The organism is Rhodoblastus acidophilus (assembly GCF_900187365.1).
In the GTDB taxonomy this organism is placed as follows: Bacteria; Pseudomonadota; Alphaproteobacteria; order Rhizobiales; family Beijerinckiaceae; genus Rhodoblastus; species Rhodoblastus acidophilus.
Map to the genome: position 1 here is coordinate 99,493 of NZ_FYDG01000009.1, position 20,445 is coordinate 119,937.

A 20,445-nucleotide genomic window follows, 5' to 3' on the forward strand; every position below is an offset into this window, starting at 1 on the left:
TTCATGAAAGTGGTGATCCTGACCGGCGGGATGGGCACGCGGCTCGCCGAGGAAACGGCGGTGCGGCCCAAACCCATGGTCGAGATCGGCGGGCGGCCGATTCTCTGGCACATCATGAAGATCTATTCGGCGCATGGATTCAATGAATTCGTGATCTGCCTCGGCCACAGGGGCTATTACATCAAGGAATTCTTCTCGAACTATTTTTTGCACATGTCGGATGTCACGTTCGACATGCGCGCCAACCGGATGGACGTGCATCGGGAAAACGTCGAACCCTGGCGCGTCACCCTGATCGACACCGGCGAGAAGACGATGACCGGCGGCCGCATCAAGCGGATCCGCGACCATCTCGGCGACGACGACGTGTTCGCCCTGACTTACGGCGATGGCGTGGGCGACGTCGATCTCATCAGCCAGCTTGCGTTTCACCGCGCGCATGGAAAACTCGCCACAGTCACCGCCGTACGCCCGGCCAAAAGGTTCGGCGCGCTGCGGCTCGATGGCGACCGCGTCACCAGTTTCACCGAAAAGCCCGACGACGAGGGCGGCTGGATCAGCGGCGGCTTCTTCCTGCTGTCGCCAAAAGTCTGCGACCTGATCGAGGGCGACGACACCGTGTGGGAGCGCGAACCGATGAGCCAACTGACCGCCGCCGACGAGTTGCGGGCCTTCATTCATCCGGGGTTCTGGGCGCCGATGGACACGTTGCGCGACAAGATTTTTCTCGAAGACCAATGGGCGAGCGGCGCCGCGCCATGGAGGATCTGGTGATCGACGCGGCCTTCTGGCGCCGGCGGCGCGTTTTCGTCACGGGACATACCGGCTTCAAGGGCGCCTGGCTGGCGCTGATGCTGGCGCGGCTGAACGCCGAAACCACCGGCTACGCGCTCAATCCGCCGACCGACCCGTCGCTGTTCGACCTGCTGGCCGTCGGCGACACGCTTGAGGACCTGCGCGGCGACGTCAACGATCTCGAAAACCTGCGTCGCGCCATGGTCGCCGCCGATCCCGAGATCGTCATCCACATGGCGGCGCAGCCGTTGGTCAGGGCCGGCTACGCCGAACCCGTCGCCACCTTCCAGACCAATGTGATGGGCGTGGTCAACGTGCTCGAAGCCGCGCGCGCCTGCACGTCTCTCAAGGCCGTGGTGAACGTCACCACCGACAAATGCTACGACAATCGCGAAGCGCCGTGGGGCTATCGCGAGACCGACCGGCTCGGCGGCCGCGATCCCTATTCCGCCAGCAAGGCCTGCGCGGAACTCGTCACCGCCTCCTATCGCGCCTCGTTTTTCGACCATGGAGCCACCCTGGCGACGGCGCGCGCGGGAAACGTGATCGGGGGCGGCGATTTCGCCGCCGACCGCATCCTCCCCGACGCCGTGCGCGCGTTCACGGCCGGCCGGGCGCTGGAGGTGCGCGCGCCAAAAGCGGTGCGGCCGTGGCAGCATGTGCTGGAGCCGCTGTCGGGCTATCTGATGCTGGCCGAACAGGCGGCGCGTCAGGGCGAGACGTTCGGAGACGGCTGGAATTTCGGACCGGGCGCCGAAAGCGAGCAGGACGTCGAAACCCTGCTGACCCGCTTCATGGCGGCCTGGGGGCCGGAGGCGCGCTGGCTGCCGGATCGCTCGGCCCATCCGCACGAGGCCGGCGTGTTGCGGCTCGACGCCAGCAAAGCGCGCGAAAAACTCGGCTGGACGCCTCTGCTTAGTTTTAACGAGACGGTGGAATGGACCGCGCGCTGGTATCGCGCCCATGCGGCCGGGGCGGACCTGCGCGCGCTCACCTTCGACCAGCTCGACGCCTATCTCGGTCAGCGCGTGCGGCTGACCTCTCCGTTTTCCAAGCAGGATCGCGGCGCGGCCGGGGAGGAACGGGATGCAGCCCAAAGACTCGCCTGAAGCCGCCGCCTTGCGCGCCCAAATCCTCGATCTGGTCGGGCGCTATCACGATCTGGCGCATCGCCGACCGGCCTTTTCGCCGGGCGCCGGCGCGCCCGTTTCCGGCCGCGTCTATGGCGCGCGCGAGATGCAGACGCTGGTCGATTCGGCGCTGGATTTCTGGCTGACCACCGGGCGCTTCAACGACGCGTTCGAACAAAAACTCGCCGCGCGCGTCGGGGCCAGATATGCGCTGACGGTCAATTCCGGCTCCTCCGCCAATCTGGTGGCGTTCTCGGCGCTGACATCGCCGCGTTTGAAAGAGCGCGCGATCCAGCCGGGCGACGAGGTCATCACCTGCGCGACCGGCTTTCCCACCACCATCAATCCGGCGATGCTCTGGGGCGCGATTCCCGTCTTCGTCGACGTGGACATTCCCACCTACAACATCGACATTGGCGCGCTCGAATCCGCCGTCGGGCCGAAGACCAAAGCGGTGATGGTCGCGCACACCCTTGGAAATCCGTTCGACGTCAAGGCGATCAAGGCTTTGTGCCACAAGCACAATCTCTGGCTGATCGAAGATTGCTGCGACGCGCTCGGGGCGACGGTGGACGGCCAACACGTCGGGACGTTTGGCGATGTGGGGACGCTGAGTTTCTACCCCGCGCATCACATCACCATGGGCGAGGGCGGCGCGGTCTTCACCAGCAATCCGCTGCTCGCCAAGATCATGGAGAGCTTTCGCGACTGGGGCCGCGACTGCTATTGCGCGCCGGGCAAGGACGCCACCTGCGCCAAGCGTTACGGCTGGAAGCTCGGCGACCTGCCGCCGGGCTATGACCACAAATATGTCTATTCGCATCTCGGCTTCAATCTGAAGATCACCGACATGCAGGCGGCGGTGGGGCTGGCGCAACTGGAGCGCCTCGAAGATTTCATCGCGGCGCGCCGCCGCAACTTCGACCGCCTGCGCCAGGGCCTGCGTTCGCTCGAAGACGTGCTGATTCTCCCCGAGGCGACGCCGGGGACGGAGCCGTCCTGGTTCGGCTTTCCGATCACGCTGCGCGAGACCGCGCCGGTCACGCGCGACGCGCTGGCGCAGCATCTCAATGCGGAGAAGATCGGCACGCGCCTGCTGTTCGGCGGCAATCTCGTGCGCCAGCCCTATATGAAGGGCCGCGACATCCGCATCGCCGGTTCGCTCGCCAACGCCGATATTGTGGTTGACCGGACGTTCTGGATTGGCGTCTATCCCGGTCTCGAAGCCGGCCATATCGACCATATGATCGCATCCATCGGCGCGGCCTTGCGCCAGCCTGCAAGCCAGAGCGCGTGACGTGGCCGCGTCGGACGCTCTGACGCCCGCCCGGCGAGGCGCCACCAACCGCGCCGTCTTCAACGCGGCGGCGCTGGTTTTCGTCGCGGGCGACGCCCTTTGGGCCACGGGTCTGGCCACGCCGGCGATGATCGCCGTTCTGCTCGGCTGCTGCGGCGTCGCCGCGCTGCTGCTGACCAGCCGCCCCACCGGCGCGCGGCTCGACGCGCCCATCGACAAGCGCACGCTGGCCGTGTGCGGATTCGTCGCGCTCCTCCTGTGCCTGCTGGGCGGGGAGACGCATTTGTTTTGGGCCAACGCCGACTGGCTGACGCGCGACGCGGTGCTGGCGGATGTCGCGCGCCATATCGCGCCGGTCTATTACCGGATTGGCGAGGACACATTCTTCCTGCGCGCGCCGCTCGGCATGTACATGATTCCGGGCCTTGTCGGGCATGCGCTCGGCCTGACGGCGGCTCATGTCGCGCTGCTGGCGCAAAACACGCTGCTGCTCGCGATTTTGCTTTATCTCGTCGCGGTTCTCGGCAAGGGACTCGCGATGGCGCTGCTGCTGGCGGCGTTCAGCGGGCTCGACCTGGCGCCATGGTTTTTCAACATCCTGCGCGCCTACGCCCAGACCGGCGTATGGGCCGTCCCCCCCGATCCCGAATGGTGGGCGCGGCTGTTTCAATATTCGGCCCATGTCACCCAGATTTTCTACGTGCCCAACCACGCCTTTCCCGGCTGGTTCTTCGCGCTGGCCACGGTGGCGGCGGCGCGGCGCGAACTCGATCTCGGCGCGCTCGGCGCGATTTTTGCCGCGCTGATCCTGTGGTCGCCGCTGGCCCCGATGGCCGCGCCCGCCCTGCTCGGTTTTTTCCTGTGGCGCGACCGCGCGGAGGCGGCGAAATCGCCGCGGTTCTGGCTCGGCGGCGCGGCGGCGGCCTGTTTCGCGCCGGTCGCGCTCTATCTGACCGCGAACGCCGGCGCCATCGCCCACGCGCCCATCGCGCGCTCGCCCGGCTTCTGGGGCGTCTATCTCCTGTTCCTGCTGGTCGAAATTCCGCACGCGCTGTTCCTGGCCGCGCTGTGGCGGCGCGTCGACGCCGAATTGAAACCGCTGCTGGCGATTTCCGCCGTCCTTCTGGTGGCGCTGCCGCTTTACAGCTTCGGCCCGAGCAACGACCTGGCGATGCGCGGCTCGATCACGCCCCTGTTCCTGCTGGCCTTCATATTTCTTTCAACGCTACTCGGGCTTGGCCCGGCGCAAAGGCGCGCGCGCCTCGCTGGCCTCGCGCTGGTCATCCTTGGCGCCGGCGTCCCGCTGATCCAAATCTGCGAAGTCGTTCTGCTGCCCCGCTTCGCCATCAGCGCCTGCAACCTGATCACCACGACCGATGAATTGACTCCCGGCGGCGTTCCCGCCAATTACGTCGCGCCGACCAGCCGCGCGCCGCAATGGCTCCTGCGTCCGCCCGGCCAACAGACGTCGTTCGAAATTTTGGGCGCGGGACGCTGCTGGCCGGACCATCCGGCGCTGGGCGGCGACCGGCCGCGCGACGGCAAGGAGCCGGGACAGTGATCCAACCCGCCGCCGCGTTGATCCGCCGTCTCGCCCAGGCGCGTTTCCTGCGGTTCCTGGTCGTTGGCGGCCTGAACACGGTCTTTGGATACGGGCTGTTCTATCTGCTGCTGCGCCTGAGCGGCTCGGCGCTGTTCGCGCTGACGCTGGGCACGGTCATCGGCGTGCTGTTCAATTTCGTCACGACGGGCGCGCTGGTTTTCCGCACCATGGAGCGGCGCCGGCTGGCCAAGTTTCTCGGCGTTTACGGGATCGTCTATCTCTACAACGCCGCCGGCCTGACGATTCTGCAAGCGATGGCCCTCGATCCCGCGCTGGCGGGATTGCTGCTGCTGCCCGGCGCCGTGGCGATCTCCTATGGTCTCAACCGATCCTTCGTCTTCAATCGCGCGCCTGCGGTCGAGGGCGGGCCTCATCCCTGACGAAGCGTTGATCCGCCATGCCTGACCCCCTGCGCTGTTGCGCCGCCTGCGGAAGCCCGACGCCCGAGATCGTCGTCCTCGGCGGCCTCAGGCGAAGCCGTTGCCTGTCCTGCCATCATTCCCAGCGCATCGACGTCGAAACCTTCGACTACGCCGGCTTCGCCATGGGCGCGACCGGGGCCGCCCCCGAACGCGTGGCGGCGCAGGCGGACTTCATCGGGGCGGAAGCCTTCGCCGGCGCGCGCGCGCTCGAAATCGGCTGCGCCGCCGGCGACCTCGCTCAGGAATTGCGTCGCCGCTTTGCTTTCGCCGCCTATCACGGGATCGAGTTTTCGCCGGCCCGGGACGTCGCCGCCCGGCGACTCGACCGCGTCTTCTCCGCGTCATTGGAAGATCTGTTGGCTTCCGGCGAAGTCCAGGCCGAAACATACGACCTCGTGCTGTCGTCGCATTGCCTGGAGCATCTGGAAGATCCCTCGGTCCTGATCGCGGCGATGAAGCAGGCGATGAAGCCCGGCGGCTCGATCTTTATCGAAACGCCCAATGGCGGCGGCCACCCCCGGCTTTCCTTCGACGACAACCGCACGCATTTGCATTTCTTTTGCGCGTCGTCGCTGACGCGCCTGCTGGCGCGGCATGGCCTGGAAAGCTTCAAGGTTGAAACCGGCGGCAGACTCGACGCGCGTTATTCCGATTCATTGCGCCTGCTCGCGCGTCCGTTGCGGACGTTCGCGCCCGACCCTTCCGCTCTTTCCGGGCATCCCCTTCTCGCGCGGACGGATCGTCTGGTTGTTTGGGGCGCCGGCCGCATGGTCGATGAAATGCTCGCGCATTTTTTCGACGCCGCGCGGATCGCGTTCTTCGTGGACAAGGACGAGCGCAAGCAGGGCGGCCTGCGGCTGGGCCGGCCCGTCAAAGCCCCGCACGCGATCGACACCGGCGAAGGCTGGACCGTTCTCATCAATTCCATCGAGAACGAACAGGCCATACGCGAGGAGATCGCCACCCGGTTTTACCGGCGCGTCTGCCGCGTCATCGCGCTGTCCGAACTGCTGGACTGAAACAACGCTGGTTCAGTCAAAGTTGATGCGCTCGCGCTCGACCACCAGCGGGAAGCCTCTGGCGTATTTCAACAACAGCCCGACATATTCGCCAATAAGCCCGAGCGCCAGCAATTGGACCGAGCCGAAAAAGAACGTCGCCAGCAGAATGGGCGTGACGCCGAAAGGCACGCGGCTCCAGAACAGCAGCTTGATCCCGGTATAAACAAGGGCGGCCAGCAGACTGAAGAAGGCGACCACGAATCCGGTGACAGTCATCAGCCGCATCGGCGCCTTGGCGTAGGTGGTCAGGCCGATCAGGGCGAAATCGACGAGATCGAACAGGCTGTGACGCGACTTGCCATGCTTGCGCAGCGGCTGGTCATATTCGACCACCGCGCGTTCAAAACCGATTTCACTGACCAGACCGCGAAAATAGGGTTCGGGTTCGCCGAGCTGGCTCACGACATCCATGAATTTCCGGTCGTAAAGCCCGTAGCCGATGAAATTGGGGATTTGCTCGACGCTGGAAAGGCGCTTGATCAGCAGATAGAAACTGCGGCGCGCCAAGCTCATCAGCCGTCCCTCGCCGGCGCCGCGCCGCACCGCGATCACCACTTTTCGGCCGGCTTCCCACAGACGGGCCATCTCCGGCAGAAGGTCGGGCGGCGTCTGCAAATCCGCGAGAACGCAGGTGACCGCATCGCCGCGCGCCTGCAGCATGGCGTGGAAGGGCGAGCGTTGCGGCCCGAAATTGCGAGCGTTGACGATGATCTTCACCCGCTTGTCGCGCGCGGCTATGTCCTTGAGAATGGCGACGGTGCGGTCCGTCGAGCAATTGTCGATGAAAATGTGCTCATAGGCGTAAGGGGCGAGCTCGCCCTCCATCACCGTCCGGCAGGCCTCGTAACATTCGGCGATGCCTGCCTCTTCGTTGAAGCAGGGCGTGACAATGCTGATGGTTTTCATGAAAAGTCCCTAAACCGGCCCGCTCAACGCCCGCAGCTCGGACAGGGAGATCAGCCGGTCGTCGATGTAATAGTCGCCGGCGGGCTTGCCGAAGCGCAGCTCGTGATATTTCAGCCCCCATTGCGCGAACTGGTCGCGCGTGAGCTGCGCCCAGTCGATCCCGGTGGCCGAGCCGCGCGCGGTGAACATGACGATCCGGTGGCCCCGGTCGTAAAGCCGATTGACGATTTCGATCGTCCCGGTGAGCGGCGTGCTGAGTTTGTAGTCGTTGCCGGGCGTGAGGCTGGCGACCACGCCGTCGACATCGACGACAAAAGTCAATGTCTTGCCGTCGGCCTGCGCGTTGCGATCGACCGGCGCGGGCCGCGGCGCCGTCGCCTGCTGGCGCGCGAAAAGCGCGGTGCGGGCGATCGCCTGTTCAAGCGGCGTCCAGGCGTCGAGCCCGAGCGCGCGCGCCCTGTCGATCGACGGAATGTAGCGCGAGCGAAAACCCGGAACGCCTGCCGGCTGCGCGATCTTCACCCCGGGCGCGCCGAGGGTTTTCGCCACGAGCCGCGCGAGTTCGGCGATGGAAACCTCCGCGTCGGAGCCGACGTTATAGGCCGCCCCGCTCTCGCCTTCGACCAGCAGTTTGATCAGCCACGCGGCGAGGTCGGCGGCGTAGAGATAGGAGCGCAGCGGCGTCCCGTCGCCCTTGACCACGATCTCGCGGCCCGCCAGCGCATCGGCGATGAAATTGCCGATGGCGAAATGGCCGTCGAGCGGCAGGCCCGGCCCGACAAAGGCGAAGGCGCGGGCGACGACCGTTTCCAGGCCGTCGCGGGTCGCAAGGGCGCAAAAATGTTCCGCAAGCCGCTTCGCCTGTCCATAGGCGGTGCGCGGATCGAGCGGATCGCAGGCGCCGGGATGATTTTCGGGGATGTTGGCGATGTCGTGGGGCTGCGCGCCATAAACCGCGCCGGAACTCACATAGAGCAGCCGTTCGACCCCGGCCAGCGCGGCGAAATCCAGCACGCGCCGCGTGCCGTCCACAATCGAGCCGATCAGACGGCGCGGATTGCGGTCGGCTTCGGCGCTGGTGTCCGTCGCGGCATGAATCACATGGGTGAAGCGACCCTTGGGAAATTCGAAACAGCTGACGTCGCCCTCGCAGAATTTTAGCCACGGCAGAGCGGCGAAGTCCGGGTGTTCAGCGCAAAAATCGCGGGGCGCGCGGGACAGAGCGGTGACCTCGCAGGCGGCGATGTCCGCCGTCCGGGCGTAGGCCAGCAAGGCCAGCAGCCAGCGCCCGAAAAACCCGGTGCCGCCGGTGATGAACAATGCGGCGCCGTCGAGTTTTTTCAGCGCCGACCCGATGCGGCCGCAAGCCTGCGCGAGGTCGGAGACCGCGAATCCGTCCACTGTTTGCATGTCAACTCTTGGGCAGCAAATGCGCCGGCACGTTTTCCGAAGCGGGATCGAGCGGCGCGATCATGTTGGCGCGGAATTCGTCGCGCGGCAACAGCGGCGACATGTCTTCCAGCGGCATGGACAGGATCGAGCCGTCTTCCTTGAACAGCGCCGCCGATTTCGGGAACAGCGCCTCGTTCTCGACCACGCGCACGTCGATCAGCAGCGGCCCGCCCCGATGCGCCACGGCGCGCGCAATGCCGGCGTCGAGATCGGCGGCGTCTTCGATGACGAAGGCGTCCCAGCCGAACACTTTGGCGAGGGCGGGCAAGTCGGGCAGGCCGAGCCGGGCTTCCGGTCCCGTTCCGACATAGCGCCCGTCGAAATAATTGCGCTGGGTGGCGCGGATCGAGGCGTAGCCGCGATTGTTGATCACGAACATGCGCAAGGGCAGGTTCTGGCTGGCGATGGTCTGCATTTCCTGCAGGTTCATCATCAGCGAACCATCGCTTTCAACGCCAAAAAACGGCCGGCGGTCGGACGCCATATAGGCCCCGATCATCGCGGGCATGCCATAGCCCATCGCGCCAAGCCCCGATGTCAGGAACACGCGCTGGCCCGGCTTGTTGGCGAAGCCGGTGTAGAAGAACTCAACGCCCAGCCCCGACGACCCCGTGACGATCAGCGCGTCTTCCGGCAGCCCGTCCGACAGCGCCTTGGTCAGGTGGAAATGGCCGATCTTGCCGGAATCCGGGAACGGCGTGGCGTCCAGCGGATATTTGCGTTTCCATTCGGCGCAGCGGTCGAGCCAGACGTCGAGCCTGCGCGCCGGCTGCCGCCGGGCGAGACGCAGCAGCGTTTCGACAAAGTCTTTCGCATCCGCCTGGATCTTGCGGGTGATGCCGGAATCCTCCGGAAACTTGTTCAGCTCGGCCGGATCGACATCCACCACGATTTTTTTGGCCGAGCGGGCGAATTTTTGGGGATTGTAGGCCGTGACCACATTGTCGAGCCGCGCGCCGATGGACAGCAGCAGATCGCAATTCTGCACCGCGAAATTGGGCGCGCGCAATGCGACCGTTCCCGGCTTGCCCACGCTCAGGCGATGGCTTGAAGGGATCAAGTCCATGGCGTTCCAGGTGGTGACCACCGGAACGCCGAGCGTTTCATAGAGATCACGGAAAGCGTCCGCCGCGCCGGCGAGCCGCACGCCATGGCCGGCGAGCAGCAACGGGCGTTCCGCCTTGCGCAAGTCTTCAAGGACTTCGCGCGCGAAACCCTCCAGATCGGGCGAAAGCGTCGTCGCCTCCGGCGTGAAGCCGCGCAGCGCCGCCGGCTCGATCTGACTGTTTTGCACGTCGAGGGGAATGTCGAGCCAGACCGGCCCACGCCGCCCCGTCGTGGCGAGGTGAACCGCCTTTTCCAGATGGAAGCGGATGTCCTGGGGATCGAGCACGGTCACGGCGTATTTGGTGATCGGCGCCGCCATTTTGACGATTTCGACCTCCTGCGGCCCCATCTGGCGCACGCCGCTCGCGCCGATAAGATCGGCGCGCTTGACCTGCCCCGAGAGGATCAGCAGCGGAACGGATTCGATCCAGGCCCCGGCGCAGCCGGTGATGGCGTTGGTCGCGCCGGGTCCGGTGGTCACCACGGCGCAGCCCAGGCGGCCGTGGACGCGAGCATAAGCCTCGGCCGCGATGCTCGACGCCTGCTCATGATGATTGGGCACATAGTCGAGTTCGCTCGACTTGCCAAAGGCGTCGACCAGGAACATGGCGCCGCCGCCCGGCACCAGGAACACGGTTTTCACGCCCTGCGCCGCGACGAAGCTTGCGACGTAATCCGCGAGGCGCATGGAGGCCGGGACGGTTTCGGCTCCCTCCGCCTTGATGGTCTGGAGGGTCATGGTCAGTCGATCCAGTGCCGCAACAGCGTCTTGCGCTCGGCGTTCCCGCCGATGGCGGGGTCGGTGTAGAAGGAATCGCCGACGAAATGGGTCGAGGAGATCTCCTCGAACACCGCGCCGGTCTGGCTGCGGAAGGCGTGGCGCATGCCCGGCGTGATGGTGACCACCGCGCCGGGGCCGCAGACGCGTTTCACGCCGTCGAGCAGCAGCTCCAGTTCGCCGTGCAGAACGTGGAACGTCTCTTCCTTTTTCTCGTGATATTGCTCGGGATGCGTCTGGCCGGGCAGAACGACGATCAGCTTCTTGCAATAGTGACGGTTGACGACGGTCACCATGGTGATGCCGAATTCGTCGAAGCGCTCGATGCCATAATGGTGGGAAATTTCCAGCTCGGCTTCGCCGGGCACGACGCCACGGCTCTGGTCGAGCAAAGCTTTGACCCGATCGACGATGGAGCGCACCTTGGCCCGCACTTGCCTCAGCTCGGTGTTCTCAGCGGTGACCGCCGCTTGGGCGGGAATGTCGCAGGTGGCCTGGAACTGGCTGTATTTCGACCAGTCGTTGGCGGTGATCGCAGCGGATTGGCAGGGGATGGCGAAGAACACATCCTCGTCGCGCAGCCGCTCGCCCGCCTTGATCGCGCGCTTGGCGAACACGCCGCGGCGCAGACCGGCAAGCGCCTCCAATTCCCCGGCGCTCGGCTCGATGCGCGCGCCTTCGAGGCCCGCCATCGCATAGGCCTGCCGCGCCGCCTCCAGCCAGGCGCGCGCCTGGGCGGGATTGGCCGAATAATCGTTCAGCGCATAACGCTCGGTGGCGACGCCGACGTGCTTCTCGAAAATGCTGGCGCCCTTGGCGACGGCCATGACGACCGGCAGGGTTTCGGCGGGGTCTTCATGGGTCGAATAGCCGACGCGCAAATCGGCGTAGCGGGCCTTCAGCACGTCGATCTGGTTGAGCTGGAGCTTTTCGCGCGGCGTCGGATATTGCGCCACGCAGGCCATCAGCGAAAAGCTCTTGTCGCGATGGCGCATGAAGGCGACGACATTATCGAGATCGTTGAGCCTGACCCCGGCGGTCGAGCCGATCACCGGCATGTCGGTCTGGGCGATCTTTTCCAGCAGCGGCCAATCGGTGAACGAGCAGGAGGCGATTTTCACAATGTCGAAACCATCCTCGACGATGCGATCCACCGAAGTCTCGTCGAAGGGCGTGCACATGGCCAGGAAGCCATGCGCCTTGATGCGCTCAACCAGCTGGCGGGTTTGGGCGCGGTCGAGCCGGGTTTCGGAGAAACGCTTGATGTATTTAATGTCCATCCGATCGACGAAATCGGGATGAATGAAGCTGTCGAGATCGCGATATTGCAGTTTGAAGGCGAAGCTGAAAGGATAGCCTTGAGCGGCGGCGGCGATCTCGTCGATGATGCGCAGGCCGTGCGCCACATCGCCCATGTGGTTGTTGGCGAGTTCGAAAACGAACAGGCGCTCCGGGAGGTTTTTCTTGCCCGGGACGGCGGGTTGAAAGTTCATCGCACCTTATCCTCATGGCGCAAGAGGCGGCCGCCCCCGGATCGCATCGGCGCGCGGACGACGCGGCCCACGGAATTGCGGACGCGCCCGCGAGGGTTTATCGAGCATTCCGTTAGGTAACTGGGAAAATGGTTAACGAAATGGTGTTAATGACCCGTTAAGGCTTTCGTTCAAACGTGAGGGCTTCTTGGGGGCGAGGCGCGCTTCTATAGGGTGCGTCCCGCCGAGAAAAGACTTACAAGTCGGGCATGTTCCAGCTTTATCATCATCCGCTCTGTCCGCTCTCGCGCTTCATCCGCCTGTCGCTCGGCGAATACGGCGTTGAAGCCGAATTGATCGAGGAACGGGTCCACGAGCGCCGGCGCGAGTTTCTCATGCTCGATCCGGCCGGCCAGACGCCGGTTTTGGTGACGGAGGACAATCACGTCATTCCGGGCGCGGGCGTCATTGCGGAATGGCTGGATGAAATCCTGGGCGAGTCGCTGGGCATTCACCGGTTGCTGCCGGTTTCGCCGCGCGAGCGGGTGGAAACCCGTCGCCTGATGGCCTGGTTCAACGACAAGTTCTTCGGCGAAGTCTCCAATTGGCTGGTGACGGAAAAAGTTTATAAACGCTTCATGGCGACCGAAATCGGCAGCGGCGCGCCCGATATGGACGTGGTGCGCGCGGCGCGCGCCAATGTGCGCCATCATCTGCGCTATATTTCCTGGTTGGCGCAGAACCGGAACTGGCTCGGCGGCGACCGCATGACCTATGCCGATCTCGCGGCGGCCGCCCATCTTTCGAGCGTGGATTATCTGGGCGACGTGCCGTGGGACGAGGAAGAGCCGGCCAAGCAATGGTACCAGCGCGTCAAGAGCCGACCGAGTTTCCGCCCGCTGCTGGCCGACCGGGCGCCGGGCGTGGCGGTCAATCCGATCTATACGGAAATGGACTTCTAGATTTTCTGCGCCGCGAGGCGCGCAACCTCGGCTTCGACGCGTGCCGCGTCGCCAGGCCCGACGCCATTCCGCACGCCCCCGCCGCGCTGCAAACCTTCATCGCCGAGGGCCGGCACGGCGACATGGATTGGCTAGGGGAACGGCGAGACCGGCGCGCCGACCCGCGCAAGCTGTGGCCCGACGTCCGCAGCATCGTCATGCTCGGCATAAACTATGGGCCGGACCTCGCGCCGGTCGAACCGAACGCCGGCGCCATCTCGGTTTACGCCAGGAATCGCGACTATCACGACGTCATCAAGGGCAAGCTGAAGCAACTCGCCGGCGCGTTTTTAGCTTTTGCGCGCGCGCAGGCGGGCGTGGAGGGCGAGGTCAAGGTGTTCGTGGACACCGCGCCGGTGATGGAAAAGCCCCTCGCGGCCGCCGCCGGACTGGGATGGCAAGGCAAGCACACCAATCTGGTGTCGCGCCAGTTTGGCTCCTGGCTGTTTCTCGGCAGCATTTTCACCAACCTCGACCTGCCCGCCGACCCGCCGGAAGCGGACCATTGCGGCAAATGCCGCGCCTGCGTCGACGCCTGCCCCACCGGGGCGCTCGACTCCGGGAAAATCGACGCGCGGCTGTGCGTCTCCTATCTCACCATCGAGACCAAGGGGCAGATCCCTGCCGGCTTGCGCGAAAAAATCGGCAACCGCATCTATGGCTGCGACGATTGCCTCGCCGTCTGCCCCTGGAACAAATTCGCGCAAACAGCCCGCGAGGCGAAATTTTCCGCGCGCGCCGATCTTGTCGCGCCTCCGCTCGCCGAACTCGCGGCGCTGGACGAGGCGGCGTTCCGCCAAAAATTTTCGGGCAATCCGGTCAAGCGGATCGGCCACGCGCGATTCCTGCGCAATGTGCTGCTCGCCATCGGCAATTCCGGCGACGGGGCGCTCGCGCCGCTGGCGAAAGCGCGGCTCGGCCATGAATCAGCGCTGGTGCGCGGCATGGCGGTCTGGGCGCTGGCGCGCTTGCTGCCCCGCGACGAATTTGCGAGCTTGGCCGCGAAAAATAGCGATGAGCCGGACCCGGACGTCCGCTCGGAATGGGGAACGCCGTGAATCTTGTGATCTTTGGGCTCGGCTATAGCGCGAGCTTTTATGCGGCCGAAGCGGCCAGGACCTTCGAGCGGATAACGGCCACCAAACGCGCGCCCGACGTCGCGGGCGCCGGGCGCCTCCATCTGCTGCCTTTTGACGGCGGCGTGGAGAAAATCGACCCGCGCCTGCGCGCGGCTGTGGCCGAGGCCGACGCCGCGCTGGTCAGCGCCGCGCCCGATGCGGCAGGCGATCCCGTGCTCCGCCGACTGAGCGACGAGATCGCGGCGGCGCCGAAGCTGAAGACCATCGTCTATCTCTCGACGATCGGCGTTTATGGCGACCATCAGGGCGCCTGGATCGACGAAACCGCGCCGCTGCGGCCCGCCAATGAGCGGACCCGTTGGCGGGTGACGGCGGAGAATGACTGGCTGGCCCTGGGCGAGCGCTTCGGCAAGCAGGTCTATATCCTCAGGCTGTCAGGAATCTACGGTCCCGGACGCAGCGTGATCGAGAAGTTGCGCGACGGAACCGCCAAGCGTCTGGTCAAGCCCGGCCAGGTGTTCAATCGCATCCATGTCGCGGACATCGGCCGGGCGATCGACGCCTGCTTCGCCGGCGCGGCGGCGGCCGGCGTCTATAATGTGACGGACGACGAACCGGCGCCGCCGCAGGATGTGGTGGCTTACGCAGCGCAAGCGCTGGGCGTCGCGCCGCCGCCGGAGCAGGACTTCGCGGAGGCGCGGCTGTCCCCCATGGCCCGCAGTTTTTACGGCGAGAACAAGAGAGTGGCGAATGTAAGAATGAAAAGCGGATTGGGCGTCGCCTTGGCCTATCCCACCTATCGCGAAGGCGTAACGGCCTTGGCCGGCGCGTGACCCCGAAGCGTGCTGACCCGCCTTTTGGAACGATCCTGCGCGCCTTGGCGCGGGGGCGCGGGCGCGCCGCCTGGGGCTCTGGGGCGAACGCCGTCCGCTCCCGCTTCGGGCGCGACATGGGGGCGCGGCCGCTGTGTCCGATCAGCCAGCCCGGAATTTTTTTTCGCCCCGTCAGGGTGGCGGTGCTGCAAGGTCCTGAGTTTTTCGATACTTATCCGCAAAGTGCCTCGCGGACGCGCTGGACGCGTTCTTGACTCAGCGGTTCAAGGGGGGCCCGAATCGCCGCGAGCGTGGCAGTAACTTTTTTTTGTGCGCCGGGCGCCTGAATGTTTTTGCTCGGAGTCGGCGCGTTCCCCGGCGCATCGGATCAAAGGAGGCTTGCGCGGGCCGTTTTGCGGGCCGCAAGAGTCGAAAAATCGTTGTTTGGCCGTTGCGTGGCCAACCCTCGGCGTGTATCGTTTGGCCGTGAACATCTTGTTATGTATTGTTCAAGCTTAACCATACACAAACAAATGTAGTTGAGTTTAGATACTCAAGAAAAGCAAGACATCTACTTAAGATGGCCCGATGACGAGCAATATGCGCCCCAACTGATTCATTTCATTATTGATTTTAGTGGGGATTTTTGTTAAAAGGCATGGAAGCTAATTTGTCGGACGCCCAAATGATGTCATGATCCTGTATCCCTGCGTGGTTTCCGGATACGAATAAGGTAGGTCTCGCGCATAGACGAGACAGCCTTTGTCTACGTATTCATAAATATAGCGTCGACAAGCAAGCAAAAGACAAGAAGACGAAAATGGCAAAGGCAAACACTCAAAAAGCAATGACCGACGCCAACGCCTATGGCGAAGAGGTGACCAAGTTTTGCGCCGTCCTGCGCGCCGAACTGGGTGACGCCATTTACTCCTCTTGGTTCACACGTCTTGAACTGGACCGTATTACTGAAGGTTGCGCTTATCTTTCCGTGCCGACCAAATTTCTCAAGAGCTGGATTCACGCGCATTATTACGACAAGCTCCGCGCGATCGCCCTGGCGCAGCTTCCAGACATCTCGGAAATCTTCCTGTCGGTGCGCACCTCGACTTTCAGCGTCGTAAGCGCCGAGGCCGAACCTGCGGCGCTGGCGCGCGGCGCAGGCGCGCAGGCCGCCGCGGCCGGGGCGCCCCGCGAGATCTACAAGGAAGCCAACGCGGGGGTGGAAACCTCGACGCTGGATACGCGGATGACGTTTGCGACCTTCCTGGTCAGCAAATCCAACCAGCTGGCTTTTTCCGCCGCGCAGGAGGTCAGCCGGTCCTCGTCGATCTACAATCCCTTCTACATTCATGCCGGCGTGGGGCTCGGCAAGACCCACCTTGTCCAGGCGATCGCTCAGGCCGCGACCTCAGCGGGGCGCAAAGCGCTCTATCTCACGGCCGAAAAATTCATGTACAGCTTCGTTTCGGCGCTCAAGTCGCAGAACTCGCTGTCGTTCAAGGAATCGCTGCGCGGGATCGACATCCTCATCATCGATGACGTGCAATTCCTTCAGGGCAAGGCGATCCAGCAGGAATTCTGCCACACCATCAACTCGCTGATCGACAATGGCCGTCAGGTCGTCATCGCCTGCGACCGCACGCCCAACGAACTCGACAATCTCGACGAGCGCATCCGCTCGCGCCTCGCCGGCGGGCTTTGCGTCGAAATTCACCCGCTCGACGACGAATTGCGGCTCAAGATCGTTGAAGCCCGGATTGCGGCGACCAAAATCGTGCAGCCGGCCTTCGACGTCTCGCCCGCCGTGGTGGTCATGGTCGCCAACCTGATCCGCACCAACGGCCGCGATCTCGACGGCGCGGTCAACCGTCTGCTCGCCCATACGACGCTGGTCGGCGCGGTTCTGTCGATCGAACAGGCGGAAAACGCCATCCGCGACCTGATCCGGCATCGCGAGGCCAAGCGGATCAAGATCGAGGATATCCAGAAACTGGTCGCGACCCATTTCAACGTCAGCCGCGCCGATATCCTGTCGTCGCGCCGCACGGCCAATGTGGTGAAGCCGCGCCAGATCGCCATGTACTTGGCCAAAATCCTGACGCCGCGTTCGCTTCCCGAGATCGGGCGCCGCTTCGGCGGCCGCGATCACACCACTGTCTTGCACGCGGTTCGGAAGATCGACGCGCTGGTCGCCAAGGACAATGCGCTGAAACGCGAACTGGACCTGCTGAAGCAATTGCTCGAGGATTGACCCCCGCTTCGACATCACGCACATAAAAGCGCGGCCCCGATCCTATCGGGGCCGCGCTTTTTTGCGTCAGCCGAATGTCAGGCCAGCCAGCCCAGGGAAACGCCGGCGATCAGGACGACGCCGAGCGCGAAGCGATAGAACACGAAAATCCAGGACGAGAACCGCTCCAGATATTTCATCAGGCTCCAGATCGCCGCAAAGGCGGAAATCGAGGCGACCAGCAGTCCGACGCCGAGGATCATCCAGCCGTCGAGCGACAGATGGGCGTGATGCAGTTCGTAAAGCTCCTTGACGCCGGCGAGAAAGATCGCGGGCAACCCAAGCAGAAACGAAAAACGGGCGGCCTCGTCGCGCTTGAGATCGAGGAACATCGCGGCGGTCAGGGTCGATCCCGACCGCGACACGCCGGGAATGAGCGCGCCGACCTGCGCCAGGCCGACCAGCATGGCGTCCTTGAGCGAAACATGATCCAGCGTCCGGCGATGCTTGCAGAATTTTTCCGCCATCGCCAGCAGCAGCGACATCACGATGCAGGCGGCGCCGATCACATAAAGGCTGCGCAGCGGCGACCCGCATGTGTTCAGCGTCTTGGAGAGCAGCACGCCAAAAACGACCAGCGGCAAGGTCGCCAGCATGATCCAGGTGGTGAAGCGAAACTGCCAGTCGCGAAAATCGCGCCGCCAGACCGCATTGACGGAGCCGCTGACCAGCCCGGCGAAATCGCGCCAAAAATAGGAGATCACGGCGGCGAGCGCCGCCAATTGCATGGCTGCGGAAAACGCGGAGCCGGGGTCGCGCCAGCCGAGCAGCGCCGGAACGATGCGCATATGCGCGGTGGAAGAAATCGGCAGCAGTTCCGAAATACCCTGAACCACGCCAAGCACGGCGACCTTGGCGGCGCCGAGTTCAATAAATCCTGTGTCCAGTCCCTGGGTGCAGGCTTCGGCGGCCATGAGCGCACTCCTGTCGAATCATGAAAAAGCCTCCGCCGTTTTTGACCCACGCGGCGGAGGCTGGCAATGTCTTGCGGCCGGTTCAGGCGGCTTCGGCGCTCTTTTCCACCACGCGGACGATATCCGCCATGATGGCGTTGAGTTCGTAATCCTTCGGCGTGTAGACGGCGGCGACGCCCTCCGAGAGCAGCTGCTTTTCGTCTTCCGGCGGAATGATGCCGCCGACGATCACCGGCACGTCGGCGATGCCCTGCGCCTTCATCCGGGTCAGCACGTCGCGGACCAGCGGGAGATGCGAACCCGAGAGGATCGACAGGCCGACGACGTGAACGCCCTCCTCGAGCGCGGCGTTGACGATCTCCGCCGGGGTCAGGCGGATGCCTTCGTAAACCACCTCCATGCCGGCGTCGCGCGCGCGCACCGCGATCTGTTCGGCGCCGTTGGAATGGCCGTCGAGGCCGGGTTTGCCGACAAGGAATTTTATGCGCCGCCCGATCTTCTTGGACACGCGATCAACCTCGCCGCGCACCGCCTCCAGCGAACCGCCGGTCTCGCGGGCGGTGCGGCTCACGCCGGTTGGCGCGCGGAATTCGCCGAAAACCTCGCGCAAGGTCTGGCCCCATTCGCCGGTGGTGACGCCCGCCTTGGCCGCCGCGATCGACGGCTCCATAATATTGCGGTCTTCCTGCGCGGCGGCGCGCAGATCGGCCAGCGCCTTCTCCACCGCCTTGGGATCGCGCTGGGCGCGCCAGGCCTTCAGGCGCTCGACCTGTTCGGCCTCGACGTGCTCGGGCACCACCAGAATCGCGCCGTCGCCGGTGGTGAGCGGGGACGGCTCGCTCTCGATGAATTTGTTGACGCCGACCACGATCTGCTCGCCCGCCTCGATGGATTCGAGACGACGGGTGTTGGATTCCACCAGTTTGGACTTGAGATAGCCGGTCTCCACCGCCGCGACCGCGCCGCCCATGGCGTCGATGGCGGCGAGTTCGGCCAGCGCTTCCTGCTTCAGCTCCTCGACCTTTTTGGTCAGCTCGACCGAGCCGTCGAACAGGTCGCCATATTCCAACAGGTCGGTCTCATAGGCCAGGATTTGCTGCAGGCGCAGCGACCATTGCTGGTCGAACGGGCGCGGCAGGCCGAGCGCCTCGTTCCAGGCCGGCAATTGCACGGCGCGGGCGCGCGCCTTTTTCGACAGCACCACCGCCAGCGTCTCGATCAGGATGCGATAGACGTTGTTTTCCGGCTGCTGTTCCGTCAGCCCCAGCGAATTGACCTGCACGCCATAACGGAAGCGGCGGTGCTTCTCCTCCTTGACGCCATAGCGGTTGAGCGTCAGTTCGTCCCAAAGCTCGGTGAAGGCGCGGACCTTGGCCAGTTCCGTGACGAAGCGCATGCCGGCGTTGAGGAAGAACGAGATTCGCCCGACCACTTCGCCGAAGTCCGCTTCGGCCACCTGCCCCGAGTTTTTCACCGTGTCGAGAATCGCCACCGCCGTCGCCAGCGCATAGGACAATTCCTGCACCGGCGTCGCGCCGGCTTCCTGCAGATGGTAGGAGCAGACGTTCATCGGGTTCCACTTGGGAACTTCCTTGGTGGTGAACAGGATGACGTCCCGCGTCAGGCGCAGCGACGGACCCGGCGGGAAGATATGGGTGCCGCGCGACAGATATTCCTTGATGATGTCGTTCTGGGTCGTGCCCTGCAGCACCGTGCGCGGCGCGCCCTGCAGGTCCGCGGCGGCGATGTAGAGCGACAGCAGCCAGGGCGCGGCGGCGTTGATCGTCATCGACGTGTTCATCTGGGCGATGGGAATGCCGTCGAACAGCGTGATCATGTCGCCGATATGGCTGATCGGCACGCCGACCTTGCCGACTTCGCCGCGCGCCAGCGGGTGATCGGAATCGTAGCCGGTCTGAGTCGGCAGGTCGAAGGCGATGGACAGGCCGGTCTGGCCCTTGGCGAGATTGCCCCGGTAGAGCTTGTTGGATTCGGCGGCGGTCGAATGACCCGCATAGGTGCGGAAAATCCACGGCTTGTCGCGGCCGGTCTGGGTCTTGGTCATTCGAGCCTCCCACAAGGTTTGACGGCGTTTCTGTGAAACGATGCTTTGCCCCACTTTTTCGCAAAGCACAATGCGCCGTCAAGCCTGGACGACCGGGGCTGATTTCAGCCTAACCACTTTTATTTTCAACATGATAAGGCGATTTTTGCCGCGTGGGGCGGATCGGGCGGCGACCTATGCGAAGTTGGACTTAAGGAGAAAGCATCATAGCCGCAAGTACACTCGCCAAACCTGCCAAAAGTGTTTATTTCCGCGGTTTAA

General features: G+C 64.4%; 16 protein-coding genes. 10 read left to right on the plus strand and 6 right to left on the minus strand.

Going from position 1 to position 20,445, the window contains the following annotated elements; all coding sequences use genetic code 11:
• Positions 1-3: 3 nt before the first annotated feature.
• Genes rfbF through CFB24_RS15960 form a run of 6 tightly spaced genes read left to right on the plus strand, consistent with a single transcriptional unit; the run spans position 4 to position 6,266 of the window.
• The gene (gene rfbF / locus CFB24_RS15940) at positions 4-774 is read left to right on the plus strand and encodes a glucose-1-phosphate cytidylyltransferase (protein WP_088521625.1); all 771 of its coding nucleotides are present in this window, start codon (positions 4-6) and stop codon (positions 772-774) included.
• Positions 738-1,904, plus strand: a complete 1,167-nt coding sequence (gene rfbG, locus CFB24_RS15945) for a CDP-glucose 4,6-dehydratase (protein ID WP_088521626.1) — start codon at positions 738-740, stop codon at positions 1,902-1,904. Before rfbF ends, rfbG begins: the two co-directional genes overlap by 37 nt.
• Complete coding sequence (gene rfbH / locus CFB24_RS15950) at positions 1,882-3,222, plus strand: lipopolysaccharide biosynthesis protein RfbH (protein WP_088521627.1); 1,341 nt, start codon at positions 1,882-1,884, stop codon at positions 3,220-3,222. The genes rfbG and rfbH overlap by 23 nt, the downstream gene beginning before the upstream one ends.
• A gap of 1 nt (position 3,223) precedes the next feature.
• Positions 3,224-4,783 (plus strand): hypothetical protein, encoded by a 1,560-nt coding sequence (locus CFB24_RS23140; RefSeq protein WP_158255288.1) that lies wholly within the window; start codon positions 3,224-3,226, stop codon positions 4,781-4,783.
• Positions 4,780-5,205 (plus strand): GtrA family protein, encoded by a 426-nt coding sequence (locus tag CFB24_RS15955; RefSeq protein ID WP_158255289.1) that lies wholly within the window; start codon positions 4,780-4,782, stop codon positions 5,203-5,205. Before CFB24_RS23140 ends, CFB24_RS15955 begins: the two co-directional genes overlap by 4 nt.
• Before the next feature lie 17 nt (positions 5,206-5,222).
• Positions 5,223-6,266: a class I SAM-dependent methyltransferase gene (locus tag CFB24_RS15960; protein ID WP_088521629.1), complete on the plus strand. Its 1,044-nt coding sequence runs from the start codon at positions 5,223-5,225 to the stop codon at positions 6,264-6,266.
• A 12-nt stretch (positions 6,267-6,278) separates the two neighbouring features.
• Here the strand turns inward: CFB24_RS15960 and CFB24_RS15965 are convergent, their stop codons facing one another.
• From CFB24_RS15965 to CFB24_RS15980, 4 genes are read right to left on the minus strand one after another with little or no spacing between them, the layout of a single operon-like run.
• Positions 6,279-7,214, minus strand: a complete 936-nt coding sequence (locus CFB24_RS15965; RefSeq protein ID WP_088521630.1) for a glycosyltransferase family 2 protein — start codon at positions 7,212-7,214, stop codon at positions 6,279-6,281.
• A gap of 9 nt (positions 7,215-7,223) precedes the next feature.
• Positions 7,224-8,624, minus strand: coding sequence for an NAD-dependent epimerase/dehydratase family protein (locus CFB24_RS15970; RefSeq protein WP_088521631.1), 1,401 nt, complete (start codon positions 8,622-8,624; stop codon positions 7,224-7,226).
• A 1-nt stretch (position 8,625) separates the two neighbouring features.
• Entirely contained in the window at positions 8,626-10,512 is a 1,887-nt protein-coding gene (locus CFB24_RS15975) for a thiamine pyrophosphate-binding protein (RefSeq protein ID WP_088521632.1), read from the minus strand.
• 2 nt (positions 10,513-10,514) lie between these two features.
• Positions 10,515-12,044, minus strand: a complete 1,530-nt coding sequence (locus CFB24_RS15980) for an N-acetylneuraminate synthase family protein (protein WP_088521633.1) — start codon at positions 12,042-12,044, stop codon at positions 10,515-10,517.
• 248 nt (positions 12,045-12,292) lie between these two features.
• On the opposite strand from CFB24_RS15980, the gene CFB24_RS15985 reads away from it, so the two are divergent.
• From CFB24_RS15985 to dnaA, 4 genes are all read left to right on the plus strand, one after another.
• A complete protein-coding gene (locus CFB24_RS15985) occupies positions 12,293-12,985 on the plus strand; it encodes a glutathione S-transferase family protein (protein ID WP_088521634.1) in 693 nt (230 codons plus the stop codon).
• A complete protein-coding gene (gene queG, locus CFB24_RS15990) occupies positions 12,883-14,082 on the plus strand; it encodes a tRNA epoxyqueuosine(34) reductase QueG (protein ID WP_088521635.1) in 1,200 nt (399 codons plus the stop codon). Before CFB24_RS15985 ends, queG begins: the two co-directional genes overlap by 103 nt.
• On the plus strand, positions 14,079-14,936 hold the full coding sequence (locus CFB24_RS15995; protein WP_088521661.1) for an SDR family oxidoreductase: 858 nt from the start codon (positions 14,079-14,081) through the stop codon (positions 14,934-14,936). The genes queG and CFB24_RS15995 overlap by 4 nt, the downstream gene beginning before the upstream one ends.
• Positions 14,937-15,762: 826 nt before the next feature.
• Entirely contained in the window at positions 15,763-17,166 is a 1,404-nt protein-coding gene (dnaA, locus tag CFB24_RS16000; protein WP_244593278.1) for a chromosomal replication initiator protein DnaA, read from the plus strand.
• A 77-nt stretch (positions 17,167-17,243) separates the two neighbouring features.
• Here the strand turns inward: dnaA and CFB24_RS16005 are convergent, their stop codons facing one another.
• Entirely contained in the window at positions 17,244-18,119 is an 876-nt protein-coding gene (locus CFB24_RS16005; RefSeq protein WP_088521637.1) for an undecaprenyl-diphosphate phosphatase, read from the minus strand.
• A gap of 82 nt (positions 18,120-18,201) precedes the next feature.
• Entirely contained in the window at positions 18,202-20,184 is a 1,983-nt protein-coding gene (locus tag CFB24_RS16010; RefSeq protein ID WP_088521638.1) for a protein meaA, read from the minus strand.
• Positions 20,185-20,445: the final 261 nt, after the last annotated feature.